This window comes from Teredinibacter franksiae (assembly GCF_014218805.1).
GTDB lineage: Bacteria > Pseudomonadota > Gammaproteobacteria > Pseudomonadales > Cellvibrionaceae > Teredinibacter > Teredinibacter franksiae.
In genome coordinates, this window is the sequence record NZ_JACJUV010000003.1 from 106,679 (window position 1) to 123,830 (window position 17,152).

14 protein-coding genes are annotated in these 17,152 nt (G+C 47.8%); 10 read left to right on the forward strand and 4 right to left on the reverse strand.

Translation table 11 applies throughout. The features are described 5' to 3' along the window. The first annotated feature begins 91 nt into the window (after window positions 1–91). The gene (locus tag H5336_RS18760) at window positions 92–658 is read left to right on the forward strand and encodes a TetR/AcrR family transcriptional regulator (RefSeq protein ID WP_185236001.1); all 567 of its coding nucleotides are present in this window, start codon (window positions 92–94) and stop codon (window positions 656–658) included. An 8-nt stretch (window positions 659–666) separates the two neighbouring features. Here H5336_RS18760 and glk read toward each other — a convergent pair whose 3' ends face one another. Then, window positions 667–1,626, reverse strand: a complete 960-nt coding sequence (gene glk, locus H5336_RS18765) for a glucokinase (protein WP_185236002.1) — start codon at window positions 1,624–1,626, stop codon at window positions 667–669. 196 nt (window positions 1,627–1,822) lie between these two features. Then, complete coding sequence (locus tag H5336_RS18770; protein WP_185236003.1) at window positions 1,823–2,818, reverse strand: Gfo/Idh/MocA family protein; 996 nt, start codon at window positions 2,816–2,818, stop codon at window positions 1,823–1,825. Window positions 2,819–3,105: 287 nt separating this feature from the next. Here H5336_RS18770 and H5336_RS18775 point away from each other — a divergent pair, with 287 nt between their 5' ends. The 5 genes from H5336_RS18775 to H5336_RS18795 all read left to right on the forward strand — a co-directional run bounded on the left by H5336_RS18775 (window position 3,106) and on the right by H5336_RS18795 (window position 9,625). Continuing rightward, entirely contained in the window at window positions 3,106–6,537 is a 3,432-nt protein-coding gene (locus H5336_RS18775) for a methyl-accepting chemotaxis protein (RefSeq protein ID WP_185236004.1), read from the forward strand. A 101-nt stretch (window positions 6,538–6,638) separates the two neighbouring features. Then, entirely contained in the window at window positions 6,639–6,944 is a 306-nt protein-coding gene (locus H5336_RS18780) for an ArsR/SmtB family transcription factor (protein WP_185236005.1), read from the forward strand. A 22-nt stretch (window positions 6,945–6,966) separates the two neighbouring features. Beyond that, the gene (locus H5336_RS18785) at window positions 6,967–7,512 is read left to right on the forward strand and encodes a rhodanese-like domain-containing protein (protein WP_185236006.1); all 546 of its coding nucleotides are present in this window, start codon (window positions 6,967–6,969) and stop codon (window positions 7,510–7,512) included. Between the two features lie 144 nt (window positions 7,513–7,656). Then, window positions 7,657–8,325 (forward strand): response regulator transcription factor, encoded by a 669-nt coding sequence (locus H5336_RS18790; RefSeq protein ID WP_185236007.1) that lies wholly within the window; start codon window positions 7,657–7,659, stop codon window positions 8,323–8,325. Continuing rightward, a complete protein-coding gene (locus tag H5336_RS18795) occupies window positions 8,312–9,625 on the forward strand; it encodes a sensor histidine kinase (protein WP_313557940.1) in 1,314 nt (437 codons plus the stop codon). The genes H5336_RS18790 and H5336_RS18795 overlap by 14 nt, the downstream gene beginning before the upstream one ends. Window positions 9,626–10,030: 405 nt before the next feature. Here the strand turns inward: H5336_RS18795 and H5336_RS18800 are convergent, their stop codons facing one another. Both H5336_RS18800 and pelA read right to left on the reverse strand, forming a co-directional pair. Then, the gene (locus H5336_RS18800; RefSeq protein WP_185236008.1) at window positions 10,031–11,272 is read right to left on the reverse strand and encodes a DUF5640 domain-containing protein; all 1,242 of its coding nucleotides are present in this window, start codon (window positions 11,270–11,272) and stop codon (window positions 10,031–10,033) included. 446 nt (window positions 11,273–11,718) lie between these two features. Next, the gene (gene pelA / locus H5336_RS18805) at window positions 11,719–12,882 is read right to left on the reverse strand and encodes a pectate lyase (protein WP_246439403.1); all 1,164 of its coding nucleotides are present in this window, start codon (window positions 12,880–12,882) and stop codon (window positions 11,719–11,721) included. A 584-nt stretch (window positions 12,883–13,466) separates the two neighbouring features. On the opposite strand from pelA, the gene H5336_RS18810 reads away from it, so the two are divergent. The 4 genes from H5336_RS18810 to H5336_RS18825 all read left to right on the forward strand — a co-directional run bounded on the left by H5336_RS18810 (window position 13,467) and on the right by H5336_RS18825 (window position 17,131). Continuing rightward, the gene (locus tag H5336_RS18810; protein ID WP_185236010.1) at window positions 13,467–13,739 is read left to right on the forward strand and encodes an SWEET family sugar transporter; all 273 of its coding nucleotides are present in this window, start codon (window positions 13,467–13,469) and stop codon (window positions 13,737–13,739) included. Between the two features lie 398 nt (window positions 13,740–14,137). Next, window positions 14,138–15,178 carry a selenide, water dikinase SelD gene (gene selD, locus H5336_RS18815; protein WP_185236011.1) on the forward strand — a complete coding sequence of 347 codons (1,041 nt, stop codon included), beginning with the start codon at window positions 14,138–14,140 and terminating at the stop codon, window positions 15,176–15,178. Next, a complete protein-coding gene (mnmH, locus tag H5336_RS18820) occupies window positions 15,175–16,287 on the forward strand; it encodes a tRNA 2-selenouridine(34) synthase MnmH (RefSeq protein ID WP_246439394.1) in 1,113 nt (370 codons plus the stop codon). The genes selD and mnmH overlap by 4 nt, the downstream gene beginning before the upstream one ends. Further along, window positions 16,274–17,131, forward strand: coding sequence for a putative selenate ABC transporter substrate-binding protein (locus H5336_RS18825; RefSeq protein ID WP_185236012.1), 858 nt, complete (start codon window positions 16,274–16,276; stop codon window positions 17,129–17,131). Before mnmH ends, H5336_RS18825 begins: the two co-directional genes overlap by 14 nt. Window positions 17,132–17,152 lie beyond the last annotated feature (21 nt).

The window sequence follows — 17,152 nt, forward strand, 5'->3', positions numbered from 1 at the left end:
GTATTAAAAAACCCCTATACAATATGTTCAAGAACATATTGTTATTTTCTGTTCAAATACCCCTTCAATTCGAACACACTGGAGACTATTCATGCCCTGGAATGCGCAGCACAAAGAAAATTCACGGGAGAACATTTTGGCATCAGCCGCCCTGCTTTTTACCCACCACGGCTTCGATGCCATATCAATAGATGATGTAATGAAACACGCGGGGCTTACGCGCGGTGCCTTCTACGCGCATTTCAAATCGAAATCAGACATGTACGATAAAGCCGTACGCAGTGGCGCTCAACTCGCAAAGGAAAGAGTGATGAACGCCGGTATAACCAGCGCAACAGAACTTGCAGAAAATTACCTAAAAATGGGCCGACCGGAGCAATGTAATGAGGATGACTATTGCCCGTTAGCCTTTCTGGTAACAGATATACAGCACCAACATGACAACGTGCGCAACACCTATACTCGGTGTTTGAAAGGCTATCAATCCGTACTGAGTTCACTGGGGCTGGACGAAAAATCGTCCATTCAAGCCAGCGTATTACTGGTGGGAGGCTTGGCCATAGCGAAAGCTATTACCGATGACCATCTACGTGATGCCATACTTAACCAGTGCCTCAAGGGAGTGGAGGCGCTCGCGAAAACGTCGAGCGCTCCTTAACACAATATTTACACTTGTTTTAACCAGGCAGCCGCGCCTAAAAAAGCTGTAGGTTTATGGCCACAAATATCTACAGGTATGCCCTGTACATAGGGGCTCATCACACCCTTTTCTTCAAACCGCTGAGAAAATGTGCTGGCTTTAAGGAAATCTACCATGCGCGGCAGAATACCGCCGGCAAGATATACACCACCTTTAGCGCCATAAGTGAGCGCAAGGTTGCCGGAAAAACTCCCCAGAATACTGCAAAAAGTATTCAGTGCTTCTTCGCAAGTAGCATCGCTACCGGCCAGCCCATCGCCTGTAACCTGCTTTGGTTCTAGCTGCCGAGGCTGCTCACCCTTCACCGCACACAGCGCATTGTAAAGGTTTACCAAACCTGGGCCGGATATAAACGTTTCGGTAGAAACATGACCGTGCAGGGAAATGGCGGCTTTAATAACATCACACTCCAATGGCGTAGCCGGCGCCAAGTTCACATGCCCCCCCTCACTTGGAATAGGTAACCATTGACCGTGATTATAAGCCAAACCCGCAACCCCCAGCCCTGTGCCTGGACCCAAAATGGCTTTGTTACCTAACAGGTCACGGTCGCCGGCGCGCACCGAAATAAGGTCATCGGCGCCGAGCGCACTGGTTGCCACTGCCAAGGCCGCAAAATCGTTTATTGCTTCGAATTTGTCGAAACCGAATTTTTCTCGAACCGCCGAAATGGAGAAGGACCAATTCAGGTTGGTCATCTTTACACTATCACCCTCAATCGGGCCGGCAATCGCCACACAGGCAGAAATCGGTTTAATCGCTTCGAGCGAGTCGATGTAAGCTTTCATCGCCAATTCAAAAGTATCGAAATCTGCACCATTTAAAATTTGAACTTGCTCAATTACAAACTGACCGTTGGCCTCTCCGGTAACGAGGGCAAAGCGGGCATTCGTACCACCAATATCGGCAACAATGGATGGAAACATGCAATCGTCCTTTTGGGGGGATTAGAGTGGGCTGAAAAAAGTGTTCGCACTCTAGGGAAAGGCCAAGAGTACGTCAAGCGCCGGCTTTATGATGCTTGCCTTAAAACAAGCAGGGTAAATGGGTAATACCGATTTGACCCGACCGGCTACTTTTTCACGAATAAAAATTAAAAATATACCGTCCTTATTAGCGTGACTATACCTTCATCCATCCACCTTGTTCATGGCTAGCAAAAACAGCATCAATAACCCTCATGTTATTAAGCGCATCGGTCAGAGGTGTAGGTACCGCTATACCTTGTAGTATGGCATTTGCCATTGCATCAACCTGCTTCAGGTAGTGATCACACACTTCCGTTTCAATCACTTCTCGCACACCATTGTGGGAAAATTGAAGTGTTGCCATGCTATTGTGCGGTTGATAGAAAGGGTATTCCATTAACAAACTACCCGCTTCGCCGGACACCTGAACGCGCTGCGTTGGCTCAGTTTGAGTCGAACAATATACGTGCGCGCGAGCATCGCCAAAATCCAGTATGCCGTTACCCTGGCAATCAACTAAGAAGTCGTCATCCATGGTCAGAGCCGCAACGACGCGTTCAGGCTCACGCCCCATCAAATAACGAGCCGCTGATATACAATAGCAGCCGATATCCAACATGCCTCCACCGCCAATTCCCGGCATATTACGTACATTTTTGGGGTCGCGATTAAAGTAAGTAAATACCGTATCAATACTGTTGATTTTGCCGATTTTGCCGTCGATGATAAGGTCACGAGCCAACGGCCATTGAGGATGAAAGCGGTACATAAAAGCCTCCATCACTTTAATACTGGGGTGCTGACCGACCACATTCATCAGCTTCTGCGTATCTTCAACATTTAAGCCGATGGGCTTTTCACACAACACATGTTTACCCGCCTCAATCGCCTTAATTGTCCAAGGAATATGGAGGTGATTAGGTAAAGGGTTGTAGATAACATCGACATCCTTCGATACCAAAAGATGTTGGTAATCAGCAAAGGCTAGCGGCAACCCATGTTCCGCTGCGAACGCAGTAGCCTGCTCTTCTGTACGAGACGCTACAGCAACAACCTCGTTCATACTAGAAGCATTGATGGCCGGGATCAGCTTCTCTCGGGCTATTTTGGCCGTACTTAGTATTCCCCAGCGTAACTTTTTCCTACTCATTGTTCTTCTCCACTTTAGGGCACCGCTATTCGTGGCTTTAGGCCTTCTCATTGAGCGAGACCCAGTAATCGTAGTTTAAAGCCCCCTATGACCGCCGCAACCTTTAACAAATCAATGATACCTAACCATCCTATAACGGATAGTTCTAGATACCTTCAAATCATCATCTATTATTTTAGAGATAAGACCATAAATTTATATTACTTTTGAGCAATTAGGCGCCACCGCCATTACCTGCCAAATACCTTCGTTTAGTTTGAGCACGTCATCAAGGAAAGGATCAAAAGATGAACACTTGGTTTATGAACCTGACCCTAGCCAGAAAACTGGTTATGGTATTACTGCTTGTTGGATTGCTTCCGATGATTATCATATCGGTCATTTCATCGGTAGTCTCTACCAAACAACTGGAACAGCAAGCCTTCGATCAACTCGACGCCGTAAAAAATATCAAAGCGGCTGCCGTTGAACGTTACTTTAAGCAGGTTCACAGCCAGATCATCACCATGGCTGACACGCCTATGGTGATAAATGCCGCTGGCGCCTTTAGCCGAACATTTAAACGCGTTATATCTTCCGAAGACTATTCCACAGAAGATATTGCAGCTATGCGCGAAGATCTAAGCCAGTACTATAGCCAAGATTTTTCAGAACAATACCAATCCGAAAACGATGGTCGCGCACCAGACACCCAAGCACTGCTTAACGCTCTGGATGACGAAGCAGTTGTTATGCAAGCCCTGTATATTACTCAAAACCCCCATGCATTAGGGGAAAAAAATAAACTCAATGGAGCCGAAGGCCGCAGCGTATACCACCGGGTTCACAAAAAATACCACGCCAGCTTTAGTCAATTTCAGCACGAGTTCGGCTTCTACGATTTTTTTATCGTCGATGCTATTACTGGCGATATCGTTTACTCGGTTTTCAAAGAGCTTGACTATGGTTCTTCACTGCTAGACGGCCCCTATGCAAACACAAGCTTCGGAAACACTTTTAAGGCGGCCCTTACACTTGAACCGGGTCAAGCTGTACTTAAAGATTTCGCCTCCTACACCCCTTCCTACGAAGCTCCAGCGAGCTTTATCGCCACACCGATTATGGCTAACAACAAACTAATGGCCGTGCTTATTTTGCAAATACCGCTGGAACCCATCAACAACATTATGGCTGAAAGGTCCGGAATGGGGAAAACCGGAGAAAGCTATTTGGTGGGAGAAGATTCGCTGATGCGCTCAGACTCTTACCTAGACCCCATCAATCACTCCGTTATTGCATCATTCCGTCATCCAGAAAAAGGCAAGGTGGAAACATTTTCAGTAGAACAAGCCTTACAGGGTAAATCCGGCAGCCAAATTATTCAAGATTACAACAACAACCCAGCGCTCTCTTCTTTCAGCAAAATTGACCTCGGCGATTTTTCCTGGGTAGTGATAGCCGAAATAGGCGTCAGCGAAGCCTTTGCTGGAGTCACCGCGTTAAAATGGACAATGGCCATACTTGCCCTGCTTTCTGCCGTTGTTATTGCTGCATTTGCTTTTTATGTAAGCAAGATGATCAGCATGCCTATTCTACAGCTGGGTAATACCATTCAGCGCGTAGAGCGCGAAGGCAATTTCCAACTTGTTCTACAGAATAAATATACAGATGAAATCGGCGATACCAGCCGTGCCTTTAACTCTCTGCTGACCAACCTTTCATCCTCTATTACCGGAACCAATAGTGTACTAGAAGAATTAGGTAAGGGAAATTTCGAAGAAACCGTTGCAGAGCATTACACCGGACAACTAGGTACCTTAACCCACGGAGTAAACGCTGCTGTCCGCCAAGTGAGCACCGCCAATGACGAACAAATAAAACAACAAAGAATTGCCGAAAAAAATTCTCTAGCTGCCGAAACCTCGGCTGCCGAAGCCAAAGCACAAGCTCGGCAAACGCTTATTATCAAACAAGCGTTAGATGTATGCGCTACAGCTGTGATGATTGCGGATACAGATTTCAACATCATCTATCTAAACGATTCCGCAGACACGGTAATGAGCGAAGCCGAAAGCGAAATTCGCAAGCAGATTCCTGCATTTAATGCTTCAGAGCTAATGGGTACTAACATCGATATATTCCACAAAAACCCACAACACCAACGCAAGCTACTACAGGAATTACAGGGCAACTATAAGGCACAACTGGTTATTTCCGAGCTAAACTTTAACTTGTCGGCTACACCTATTCGCGATGAAAAAGGCGAATACTTGGGTGCGGTAGTGGAATGGGAGAACATCACTGAAAAACTCGCAAAAGACAATGAAGAACGACGTATCGCCGATGAAAACTCTCGTATTCGCCAAGCTCTCGACAACTCCTCTACCAGCACAATGATTGCCGATGCCGAATTCAATATTATCTACACCAACAATGCACTCAGCGGTATGATGAAAGAGGCCGAAGAGGATTTGCGCGATTTTCTCGGTAACTTTAACGCCGATACATTAATGGGCAATAACATGGATATGTTCCATAAAAATCCTGCTCACCAGCGCTCCCTATTAGACAATCTGAAAACAAGCTACCAGAGCGAAGTGAAAGCCGGTGCACGTACGTTTACGGTTACTGCCAACCCTATCATCAATGATCGTAGTGAACGAATAGGCACCGTGGTTGAGTGGCTAGACCGAACCGCTGAAGTTGCCATTGAACGGGATATCGACCGCATTATTAATTTGGCAGCCGCCGGAGATTTTTCTCGCAGCTTAAACGCCGACGGTAAATCCGGTTTTTTCCTGAGCGTGTGTAACGGCCTAAATCGGCTCATGGACACAACGCAAATTGCCCTAACCGACATCATGCGGATATTCTCCGCACTGGCCAACGGTGATCTGTCGCAACAAATTGAGCGCGAATACCAAGGGGAATTTGGCAAGTTAAAACTTGACGCCAATACAACGGTGGAAAAACTACGCGAAGTTCTCGAAAACATTTCCAGTGCATCAGCCAGCATTGCAAAAGGCGCAAACGAAATTTCTGAGGGTAACACCGATCTAAGTCAGCGCACCGAGGAGCAAGCATCATCGCTAGAGGAAACGGCCTCAAGCATGGAAGAAATGATCACGATCGTAAAACAAAGCGAAGAAAATGCAAACAAAGCCAATGATCTCGCCAGTAGCTCTATTACTATCGCCCGCGAAGGTAATACTTCGGTACAGGCGACCTCAGTTGCAATGAATGAAATTTCTCAAGCCAGTACAAAAATTGCCAATATTATCGGTGTAATCGACGAAATTGCTTTTCAAACCAACTTACTAGCACTCAACGCTGCTGTCGAAGCCGCAAGGGCTGGCGAACAAGGGCGAGGGTTTGCGGTAGTCGCCGGAGAAGTGCGCAACCTTGCACAACGTTCAGCATCAGCCGCTAAGGAAATTAAAGCGCTTATTCAAGATTCGGTAACCAAGGTACTCGACGGCGCCGAGCTGGTAGAAAGTTCTGGTAAAACGTTGCACCGTATTGTTGAAGAAATTGAGCGTGTTGGCAGTATGATGCAACAAATATTCAATAGCGCCCGAGAGCAGACCAGCGGAATTGAGCAGGTAAACACGGCTATTGCGCATATGGACCAAATGACTCAACAAAATGCCGCACTGGTAGAGGAAGCCTCAGCCACCAGCGAAAATCTCGCCGAGCAGGCTTACCAGCTAGACCAAATGGTGGCATTCTTTAAGCGCTGAGCAGTATCAATAATGTCACTTGCTTCGTTAGTGGACACTCATATACAATCGCGCAAATTTACAGCAGTTCAGTATTTAATCAACACAAGAGGGAATGCAACTTGACGGAAGCTCACGAAGCATTGAGCGAACATGCACGAGACGCAGCCAGCCTATTGAAAGAGCTCGGAAACGAAAGCAGGCTGATGGTGTGCTGCTCGCTGGGGGATAGTGAACTGTGTGTTGGCGAGTTAAATCAATTGGTGCCACTCAGTCAATCTGCGCTGTCCCAACACTTGGCTCGTTTACGCGACGCAGGCCTGGTGACAACCCGCAAAGAAGGCCAGACCGTCTATTACCGTCTGGCGGGCGACAAAGCGGTAAAAATAATAACAACGTTGAAATCCATATACTGCCCCGAACAATAACGTCTTCCAAATAGAGAGATCCATGAGCACATCCCGTATTTCCGCTGCGGAGTTTGAAAACCTCCGCGGCTCAACGTCGTCTTCACCAATATCTGTTATCGATCTGCGTACAAGTGCAGAGATTGAGCAAGAGCGTATTGCCGACTGTATTTGCCTACCATTTCAACAAGCCAATACGGAAACCGTTGCCCACGCGTTCACAAACCGAGCCGATAAAACCGATAATCGTCTGTTTTTACTGTGCCAGAGCGGCATGCGCGCGGACGCCACCGTGCGCCAGTTGGGCCCGCAGCCCGGTATTGAATGGGTGATCATTGAGGGGGGCGTAAACGCCATTAAAGCGGCCGGTGGAAACGTTATCAAAGGGAAAGTCCGCAGCATTCCTCTTGAGCGACAGGTACGTATCGCAGCGGGAATAGCTATTCTTGCAGGCGTTTTACTCGGTGCTACCCTTAACCCCAACTTTCTACTGCTTTCAGGGTTTGTCGGTGCAGGGCTGGTATTTGCCGGTGTAACCAACCGTTGTGGATTGGCCTTTTTACTGGCACGCATGCCTTGGAATCACTAAGCCTGACACCCTGTTTAGGGAACCTCTCATCAAGTAAAAACAACAAGCGGTTCCCTGCTTAGATGTCAATTTCAAATACACGTCAATTTCAGGTCAACACGCCTTCCACCCCTAGCTTATAATGCCCAATTAGAGGAAGAAATCATGATCGTGTTACTTGTTGAAGACAACCGCGACCTTGCGGGCAGTGTACTTGATTATCTGGAAATGGAAGGCTTTGATTGCGACTACGCCGAGCGTGGCGACCACGCCCTAGAGCTATGCCGCGACAACACCTATGACGCCATGATCCTAGACATTATGATGCCCGGCCTAGACGGCCTTAGTCTGTGTAAAACCCTACGCGAGCACGGTAACAATGCGCCGGTTATCATGCTTACTGCTCGTGACACGCTCGACGACAAGCTTGCGGGGTTCGAGGCCGGTGCAGACGACTACCTGGTAAAACCCTTCGATCTCCCAGAACTGTCGGCCCGTGTTCGTGCCATTACCAAGCGTAAAACCAGCAACGGTTCAAGCCTAAAAGTGGCCGACCTCGAAGTCAATCTCGACAACCACCAGGCTACTCGTAGCGAACAACCCATCGACCTGTCTCCCGCCTGCTGGAAACTTTTGGTTGCCCTTATTCAGTCCAGCCCAAGGGTTTTATCGCGCTATGAGCTAGAAAGTGTTTTATGGAAAGACAGCCCGCCCGATTCAGAAGCCTTAAAATCACACCTGTACACTCTGCGCAAGCTGGTCGATAAGCCGTTCGCAAACCCACTGATTCACACCTTGCGTGGCGTTGGAGTTGCACTTCGTGACAATAGCTAGCCCGTCGTGCTCACTACGAGCCCGGATTGGCAAGATAGTTCTTATCTTTTCGATCCTGCTAGTTTCCTTCTATACCACCATGCTTGCCATGCTGTATGAGTGGGGGTTGGCTGACGCCACCCACGGTATTGTCTGGCAGGAAGCACACCTGTTCAAACAGGCATTTGCCAAAGACCCGAACACACCGTTACCGAACACACAAAGTCTGAGCGGTTATATCGGAGAAAACAGTGTGCCGGATGAAATTTTACAGTGGTACCCACATCGAAAGTGGCGGCACTGGTCTGCAGACGAAGAAGGCCTACTGTATCGTTTCCACAAAAACAACGGTACCGAATCGCACTTCCATCTACTCATAACCCCATTACGCGACGCCAACAAACGTCTCTTTATTTTTTACAACATAACCGTTACCGATGCCGTAGCGGCAAAAGTTTGGCGTAAGTTTAAGCTACTAGCCGTGGTGGGTGGCATTCTTGTTATTGCCATGCTGCTGGTATTCAAAACCACAATCGCACGCTCTCTGACCCATATCACCAGCCTGTCACGATGGATCGACGACCTCGACCAATCACACCCCCCAAAACAATTACCCGCCGATATTCAGACCGATGAAATTGGCCAGATGGCCGAAAGCTTGTACAACGCTCTGCAGCGAATCCACCACTACAACGAACGTGAAAGACAGTTTCTACGCAACGCCAGCCACGAACTTCGCACACCCATCGCCATTATTCGCAACGCTATGGATGTGCTCGAGCACAAACGCAAAGTGGGCCATAACGATATTGATCGCCTTTTACAGCGTATTCGCCGCGCTGGCGACACCATGAAATCCGTAACGGAAGCAATTCTCTGGCTTGCAGTAGAAAACTATTCAGCACCGGGCAAACAGCAAACTAACCTTCGAGCTTTAATGGATGAAATTATCGCCGAAAACGAAAGCCTCAACGACGGTAAATCTGTAGAGGTCAACACCCAACTTGAAACGCTCGACACCCTTGAAATTGAATCATCACTTGTTCACATTGTACTCGACAACTTAGTGCGCAACGCCTTTCAACACAGCTCCTCTGGCCGCATTGACATTGTTGCCAGCGGGCCCAACAGCCTGCGGATCACCAACTCAAACCCCTGCTACTGCTCCGAATCGCCCAACCATAAAGATGCCGCGGAAGCACTGGCCACCGGCAGTTTTGGCCTAGGTCTCACGCTGGTGAAAAAAATTACTGATCGACAAAACTGGCGATTCACTTTCCATGTCGACGAGCAACAGGCGATAGCCGAAATTAGCTTTTAGCCGTGAAAGAGCGGCTAACTCATGCCCTCAAGCGCTAACCATCATTTATGGAACAACGGTTTTTCCAACAATACTCAGCAACGATTTTGTATGCCTATTACCAGCTCAAGAAAATAAAGATAAATAGGGCTTCGACGAAGGCTTCACGCCACAAACACAGAATCATTATGGAAGAAGCAGGAATACGGAACCCATTGTGGTTACTGTACTCACGAATTAAATGAATTGATAGGCGATTCCAGCTTGACTACCGAAACAGCTACCTCTCATCAATAAATTTGATCAAAACAACTTTATGTTTTTTGGATACGAATTAAAGTCTGGAAAATAAACCATACCTACGAACAAAAAAACGGACGATTACTCGCCCGCCAATTGTTTTTAGGTCAACAAATTATTCAATGATTAGATGCGCTGTAGAAATACAGTCTCGTCATCAATATTCACCGTCATTACATTGCCATCTACACTGGCTTCAAAAGTTGCCGTATTAGATTCATCTGCCAATAGCGAAGTACCGATGTCTTTTTGAATCGCGACCGTCACTATTCCCTCACTCACAGTGTAAGTTCCCCACTCAAAGCCGGTATCGTCATCTTCTTCATAAGGTTGCACCGCCATGTAAGTGCCATCGGCAGCAAACACAAACAGTATTTTTGCATCTAAGTCGCCACTGAAGGTCCAAGTACCAACAATATCGTCGGGTTCGGTGTCGAGACGAGAGAACGTGTAATTACCAGATTCTCTATCATCGTCAGTTTCGAAAAAGAAGGTGTCGCCATCCAAGGTAATATCCAGCTCAGCCCCGGCAGGCCCGATGGCACCATTTAAATCGAGTATAGAATTAAAGTTGAGCATACCGTTTGTGTAGCTGTAAGCACCATACTCCCAATCGTCGCCATCGTTAATTTCGTTTACTTCAATAAAGTAGTAGTCACCGTTAGTCAACACAGCAACAATACCTGCATCACTTCCACCGACAAAAACATCCGGTCTACTAGACAAACGCCATACACCCGCAAGGGTAGTGGTGGCAGCCACTTCTTCTAAAGTGCTCGCAAGGTGAGCAATGGCCGCGTCTGCATCCACTAAACTGCTGGGCACAACATCCTGACCACCCGCCGAGATTACTTCGAGTAGATCGGAGGTGCTGGCAAAATCTTCAACAGGAACATCAAAATCAAGCTGCGTGGTAATACCGGCTGCCGTGTCAGAAAGCATAATACCATTGCTGGGGTCACCGTCTGTGTCCATGGTTTGCAGCAAGCGAATAATATTCACCACGACGTTATTCGCCGTGTCATCGGTACCGGCGATATCCAGCGGGGTAATAATGGCGCCCGCATCAGTGGTTGGCAATGCCAACCCACCAATTTCAAAGGTTACAGTTTCCCCTGCTTCGTAGGAAAACTCACCGGCCGTATTGGTAGTGCCGATATGGGTTTCCGTTACGTAACCGATATTGCCTACCGCGCTATCAAGGAAGCGACCGGTAAGCGCGGTAGGAGCAGCGGTGGGCTCAGCCGTTGGTTCAGCCGTGGGATTGGGGTTTGTACTTCCACCATCGGAGCTTGAACCACCACCACAGGCGGCCAGAGATCCAATTGCAAGCGCCGCGACTAACGCGCGATAAGGGTTTAAAAACATCTTGAATCCTTCTACTGAGTGGGTGAATTAAATTAGCCATACACAGATGCATCAAACGCAGACGCCCCAAGAAATGAGAATCAGTTAACGTTTTGATGCTTAGACACGATATCCGAACAGCACTTAAGTGGCAATTATTTTTTTTCACACCAACCTTTAGTTAGGCCTTAACATGCATAGAAGCCATACATTTTAACTGCTATAACTGTCAGGAATGAAACAAACGACAGGAGAGTTCGTCGATACGCGATGGCCGGGTAACTAAGGGGAATGATGAGTCACAGACAGTTAAACACTGGCAGGCTGCACACCCGTCAACGTTCTGGCAGGCACAGCTAGAAAACAACAAACGCTCCTCAAACAAAAGAGCGCCCAGCTCATTCTCAGTATTTTACTGATACCTATGCCTTGGGTTTATTCAAATACCCTATACAGGAAGTACCGTGTTATAACCTTTTCTTCCATTCAGGGTAATCTTTTTCTAATAACACCTGCGGCCAGTAACCGTACCAACCGTATCCGGTACGGCGCTCTCGGGCAACATCCGACAAGCGAAAAACCTTGCCTCCATCGCGGTTCGCCATAAAAGGCCTATTGGTATCCAGCTCATAAAAACGTGCCCAAATGGGCGGTGCGTTTTTATCGTTTACCACAACCCTATCCCAATCGCTGGAATGATATTTAAAGCGCTCCTTTTCGGCCGCCACCTTATCAACCCGAAAGCCAGAAAGCTTTGAAGCCTCCAGCCAGTCCACCGCCGCTTCCACGGCCTGCACAACTTCAGCCGAGGGAGCCTCTATGCTCATTAAATAGTGAAGCACACCAACTGACTCTAGGCTCACTAAACCCGGTAGTTCAAACGAACGTGCTCCAATAGGGGCTAGCGTTTGTGGGTGGTATTGGCCAGCCCAACCCGTAAGCTTACCATTCTGCTTCACTTGTAAATCCAACACTAGGCGGTCGCCCTTATGCAGCGCTTCTGAACACCGTTTTAGTAAATCTTTACTCACAAATTGAAATGGCCGGCGCCGCTCACTGACCTGGCGCAACAGAGTCAACACACCAGGCATTACCTCATCGGCCAAGGTTATGTATCCATAGTACTTATCTATTCTTGGAGGCGAATGAGGCCAACCGCCATTGCTGTATTGATACTGCAAAATGAATTCAAGCCCACGCTCTGCCGCGTCGCGATACTTAGCATCATTCGTTTGCCGATACACTTCGGCTAAATAGGTGATTTGGGTAAAAATATTACGGTTGTCCAGTGAAGTATCGGTGGCACTTCTCTCTGCCAGAAGCTCAGATTTTTCCACGTCACTTAACAAACGAGTGGGCTCCTCGTTTTCCGGCCAGCCACCGTTAAAACGCTGATAAAGAAGAATGTTGTCGCCAATACAGGTGATATTGCTTACATCACAACGCGGGTATTCGAATTTGTCATGAAACTTTTTCCAATGGCGAATACCGTCGGCAAAGCCCTCCAACGAGATAGGCTGGTAGGTTTGGGCTTGGGTTTGGGCTTGGCCCTGCTCCGTTACCGCACTATCGCCCCAAGCTAGGGGCGCAAACACAATCGCAATAGCCAACCAGATGTTGCATATTTTCATAGTAATCACATTGTCTCTTTTTTGAATATTATTGGAGCCACATCAATAGCTGATTTAAGCACGTGTCTTCATCCTTACTGTTATCAGAGCAAGCTGTTCGCAATGCTGTCCGTTAGAGGGCTTTTGTTATGTCTGCGGGCTTTAACTCTTAACAATTTCACTCATATCGATGCCGTCAGACTTTTATCGAGGCGTGTAGGAAAGTTTAATCCCCCGTATTTTACAAATTGTATGCCGTGCTACGCCGGCGTTAAAGCTGTAGATGGTGAGGTAATCCATCGCTGAAGTTAAACGAAACCGCGACTTGGCTACCTCAAAGGCAAACGCCTCCGCAAATCATTCACATTGTAAGCTCATTGAAACCACTCATTAGCATGACGTGAAAACGTATATTCGTAACATTAGGTAACACACAACAGAATCGGCATTTTTACCTTTTAAATCAATATATTGAAAGATACCAACGGTTAGGATTTGGTAGAAACCACCCAAACTTATCATACAAACGTCAAAATAAACCTAGATCACACTGTTACCTTAGGTTACACTGCGTGAAATTGAAGACACCTCACGAGACCCTAGTGATGATTGAAGTAATTGGATTAATTGCCGCCTGCCTTACCACTTTCGCGTTTTTGCCGCAGGCGCTGCGCGTCATGAAGACCCAATCCACTTCGGATCTGTCACCCACCATGTATGCCTCTTTTGTTGTTGGCGTATTACTGTGGCTTTTATACGGCATTATGCTCGGAAATATCGCACTGATATTAGCCAATTCTGTTACCGCCATTTTCGCCGGTATTGTGTTCTTCTATGTCGTCAAAAACAACGTCTTCGGTCAAACGAACGCCACCTAAGACGGTCCTTTTTTACTTCCCCCTAAGAACTAGGTTGATCCACTTCACGGATTCTTTAGCCCCGCCCCAAAAGCGGGGCTTTTTTTTGCACAAGGATGTGCTTATGCCGTGAAGGCCATGGATGGCCGAGAGCGGCGCTGCACAAGGATGTGCTTATGCCGTGAAGGCCATGGATGGCCGAGAGCGGCGCTGCACAAGGATGTGCTTATGCCGTGAAGGCCATGGATGGCCGAGAGCGGCGCTTCACCCAGCCAAAGCAGGAAAAGGCTCATATTCAACGCCAAACAGCCAAACACCCCTCAAATCCATGCCAACCAAAGACAACGGACCAAAGCTCACTGTGACAACCCACTCCAAAGTCCTTATCATGCCGGTTTTATAACAAGCCCCTTACCCTCATGAGCAACCCTATAAAACTTACGGAATTTAGCCATGGCGCTGGCTGCGGCTGTAAAATATCGCCCGCCGTGCTCGATACTATTCTCGCAGGGGCTACGCCCTTTCCCGCCGATCCCAACTTACTGGTAGGTAATAGCACCCGAGACGATGCTGCCGCCTACGACCTAGGCAACGGCGAGGTTATTCTCAGTACCACCGACTTCTTTATGCCCATAGCCGATGACCCATTCGATTTCGGCCGTATTGCCGCTACCAATGCGATCAGCGATATCTATGCAATGGGCGGCACCCCCATAATGGCAATTGCCATATTAGGCTGGCCAGTCAATGTACTGCCGCCCGAAGTGGCGAGTCAGGTCATTGAGGGCGGGCGCAAAGCCTGTGCGGATGCAGGCATGCAACTGGCAGGGGGACATAGCATCGATTCCCCGGAACCTATTTTTGGGCTCGCGGTTACGGGTCGCGTCAATAAAACGCGTTTGCGCAAAAACGCTTCGGCAACCGCCGGCTGCAAATTGTACCTGACCAAACCACTGGGCATAGGTGTACTCACCACAGCACAAAAACAAAAAAAACTAAAACCCGAACACACATATTTAGCGCGAGACTGGATGTGTAAACTCAACGATGTGGGCACCACCCTAGCCACCATCAATGGGGTTACCGCCATAACCGACGTCACCGGCTTCGGGTTACTCGGCCACCTATTAGAAATGTGTGAAGGCAGTAATCTTCAGGCGCAATTGCACGCACATACGGTTCCCATACTCGAACCAGTAAAAGAGTATCTTTCTCTCGGCTGCATTCCCGGCGGCACACTTCGAAATTTTGAAAGTTATGGGCGTAAAATTACACCGCTTAACGATGAATTTAAGCACCTTTTTTGCGACCCTCAAACAAGTGGTGGCCTATTAATAGCCGTAGAACCCAACGCGCAAACCGAAACAGAGAATGCGCTAATAGCCGCAGGCATTAAGCCTGTGGTAATCGGCGAGCTATCGCCTTTCCACGGTGGCCCCATAATTGAGGTGGTTTCATGAGTAATTTCATGAGCAATTTCATGAACGACACCAGCGACTACCGACAAATATTCCTCACAAACGCACCCATGATGGATACCCGCGCACCAATAGAGTTCGCGCGCGGCAGCTTTCCTCAAACGCAAAACCTGCCATTAATGACAGACGATGAACGTGCGCAGGTAGGTACATGCTACAAACAAAAAGGCCAAGATGCCGCCATAGCACTGGGCCATACACTGGTAAGTGGCGACATAAAAAACAGCCGTATTGCCACTTGGCTCGAATTCATAAAACAAAACCCTGAGGGCTACCTGTTTTGCTTTAGAGGGGGCTTACGCTCAACGATATGCCAGCAGTGGCTAGCGGATGCCGACTGTCATTACCCGCGCGTTACCGGCGGCTATAAGGCGATGCGTCGTTTTTTAATTCAAGAGCAGGAAAAAGCCGTAGATACTCGGCGTTTTGTCATGTTAGGTGGTCACACTGGCTCGGCAAAAACCGAATTATTAAACAACATCCCCCATAGCATCGACTTAGAAGGACTCGCCAACCACCGTGGCAGCGCTTTCGGTAAACGCTTGGGCGGCCAACCGCCACAAATTAGTTTTGAAAATTCGCTGAGCGTAGAATTCCTAAGAAATGAACACACATTTGGCAAAAAGCCAATAGTTCTCGAAGACGAAAGCCGTTTAATTGGCCGCCTGTGTTTGCCCCCAACATTACTGTCAGCAATGAACCAGGCGCCGCTGATTTTGGTGGAGACAGAACTCGAAGAACGTGTATCCCATTCCTACGAAAACTACATTCTACGCAACTGTAAAGACAGCCTAAACAGCTTTGGCGCAGAAGAAGGTTTTGAGCGTTTTTCCCAAGAGCTTAAACAATCACTTCATAATATTCGTCGCCGCTTGGGGCAAGAGCGTTACATCAAGCTCAATTCGCAAATGGAGCAAGCACTTCACCAACAGAGCAACGGTGACGGCTCTGCTCATCGTGGTTGGATAGAAGTACTATTACGCGATTACTACGACCCTATGTACAACTACCAAATCAAACAAAAATCAGATCGCGTCACCTTTCGCGGACGACCAGAAGCCATAACGGAGTATTTAAATGAGCTTTCCTAAGGTATTAACTTTCACTTTCATCATGGTTATTGCCAGCCTCAGTAACGCCCAAACCTTTACGTTTACCGCCATACCCGACGAAGATGAATCACGCTTAGTGGAACGATTTAGTCGTATTGCAGAGCATCTACAAACAGAACTTGGTGTAGAAGTAGATTATATTCCCGTAAAATCATACGCCGCTGCCGTTACTGCCTTTCGCAACAGTCAGGTACAGCTAGCCTGGTTCGGCGGCTTATCCGGGGTTCAAGCTCGTTCCCAAGTTACCGGTTCCAAAGCCATTGCCCAAGGCTACGAAGACCAGTTTTTCAAAACCTATTTTATCGCCCACCACACCACCGGGCTGGAGAAATCTGCCACTTTGCCAGCAGCCCTACAAGGTAAAACATTTACTTTTGGATCAAAAGGTTCTACATCCGGTAGGCTCATGCCGGAATACTACATACGTGAAGCTTTTAACAGCGAGCCACGAGAGTTATTTGAGCGCGTAGGTTTTTCCGGTGATCACAGCCGCACAATTGCTCAAGTACAAGCAGGTGCATACCAAGTAGGGGCAGTCAATTACCTGGTTTGGCAGAAAAAGCTTCAGGCGGGCGAAATAGATTTAAAGAAAGTCAAAGTCATATGGGAAACACCCACCTACCCCGACTACCAGTGGACTATTCGTGGCGATGTCGACAAACGCTTTGGTGCTGGCTTTAGCGATAAGGTTAAACACGCGATACTGAATATAAAAGATGAAAAACTACTGGCCGCATTTCCGCGTAAGTCATTTGTGCCCACCAGCAACAACGCGTATTTACCCATTGAAAAAACCGCACGTAAAATCAAGTTGCTGCAATAACCAATACCAGAAAGGCTTTCT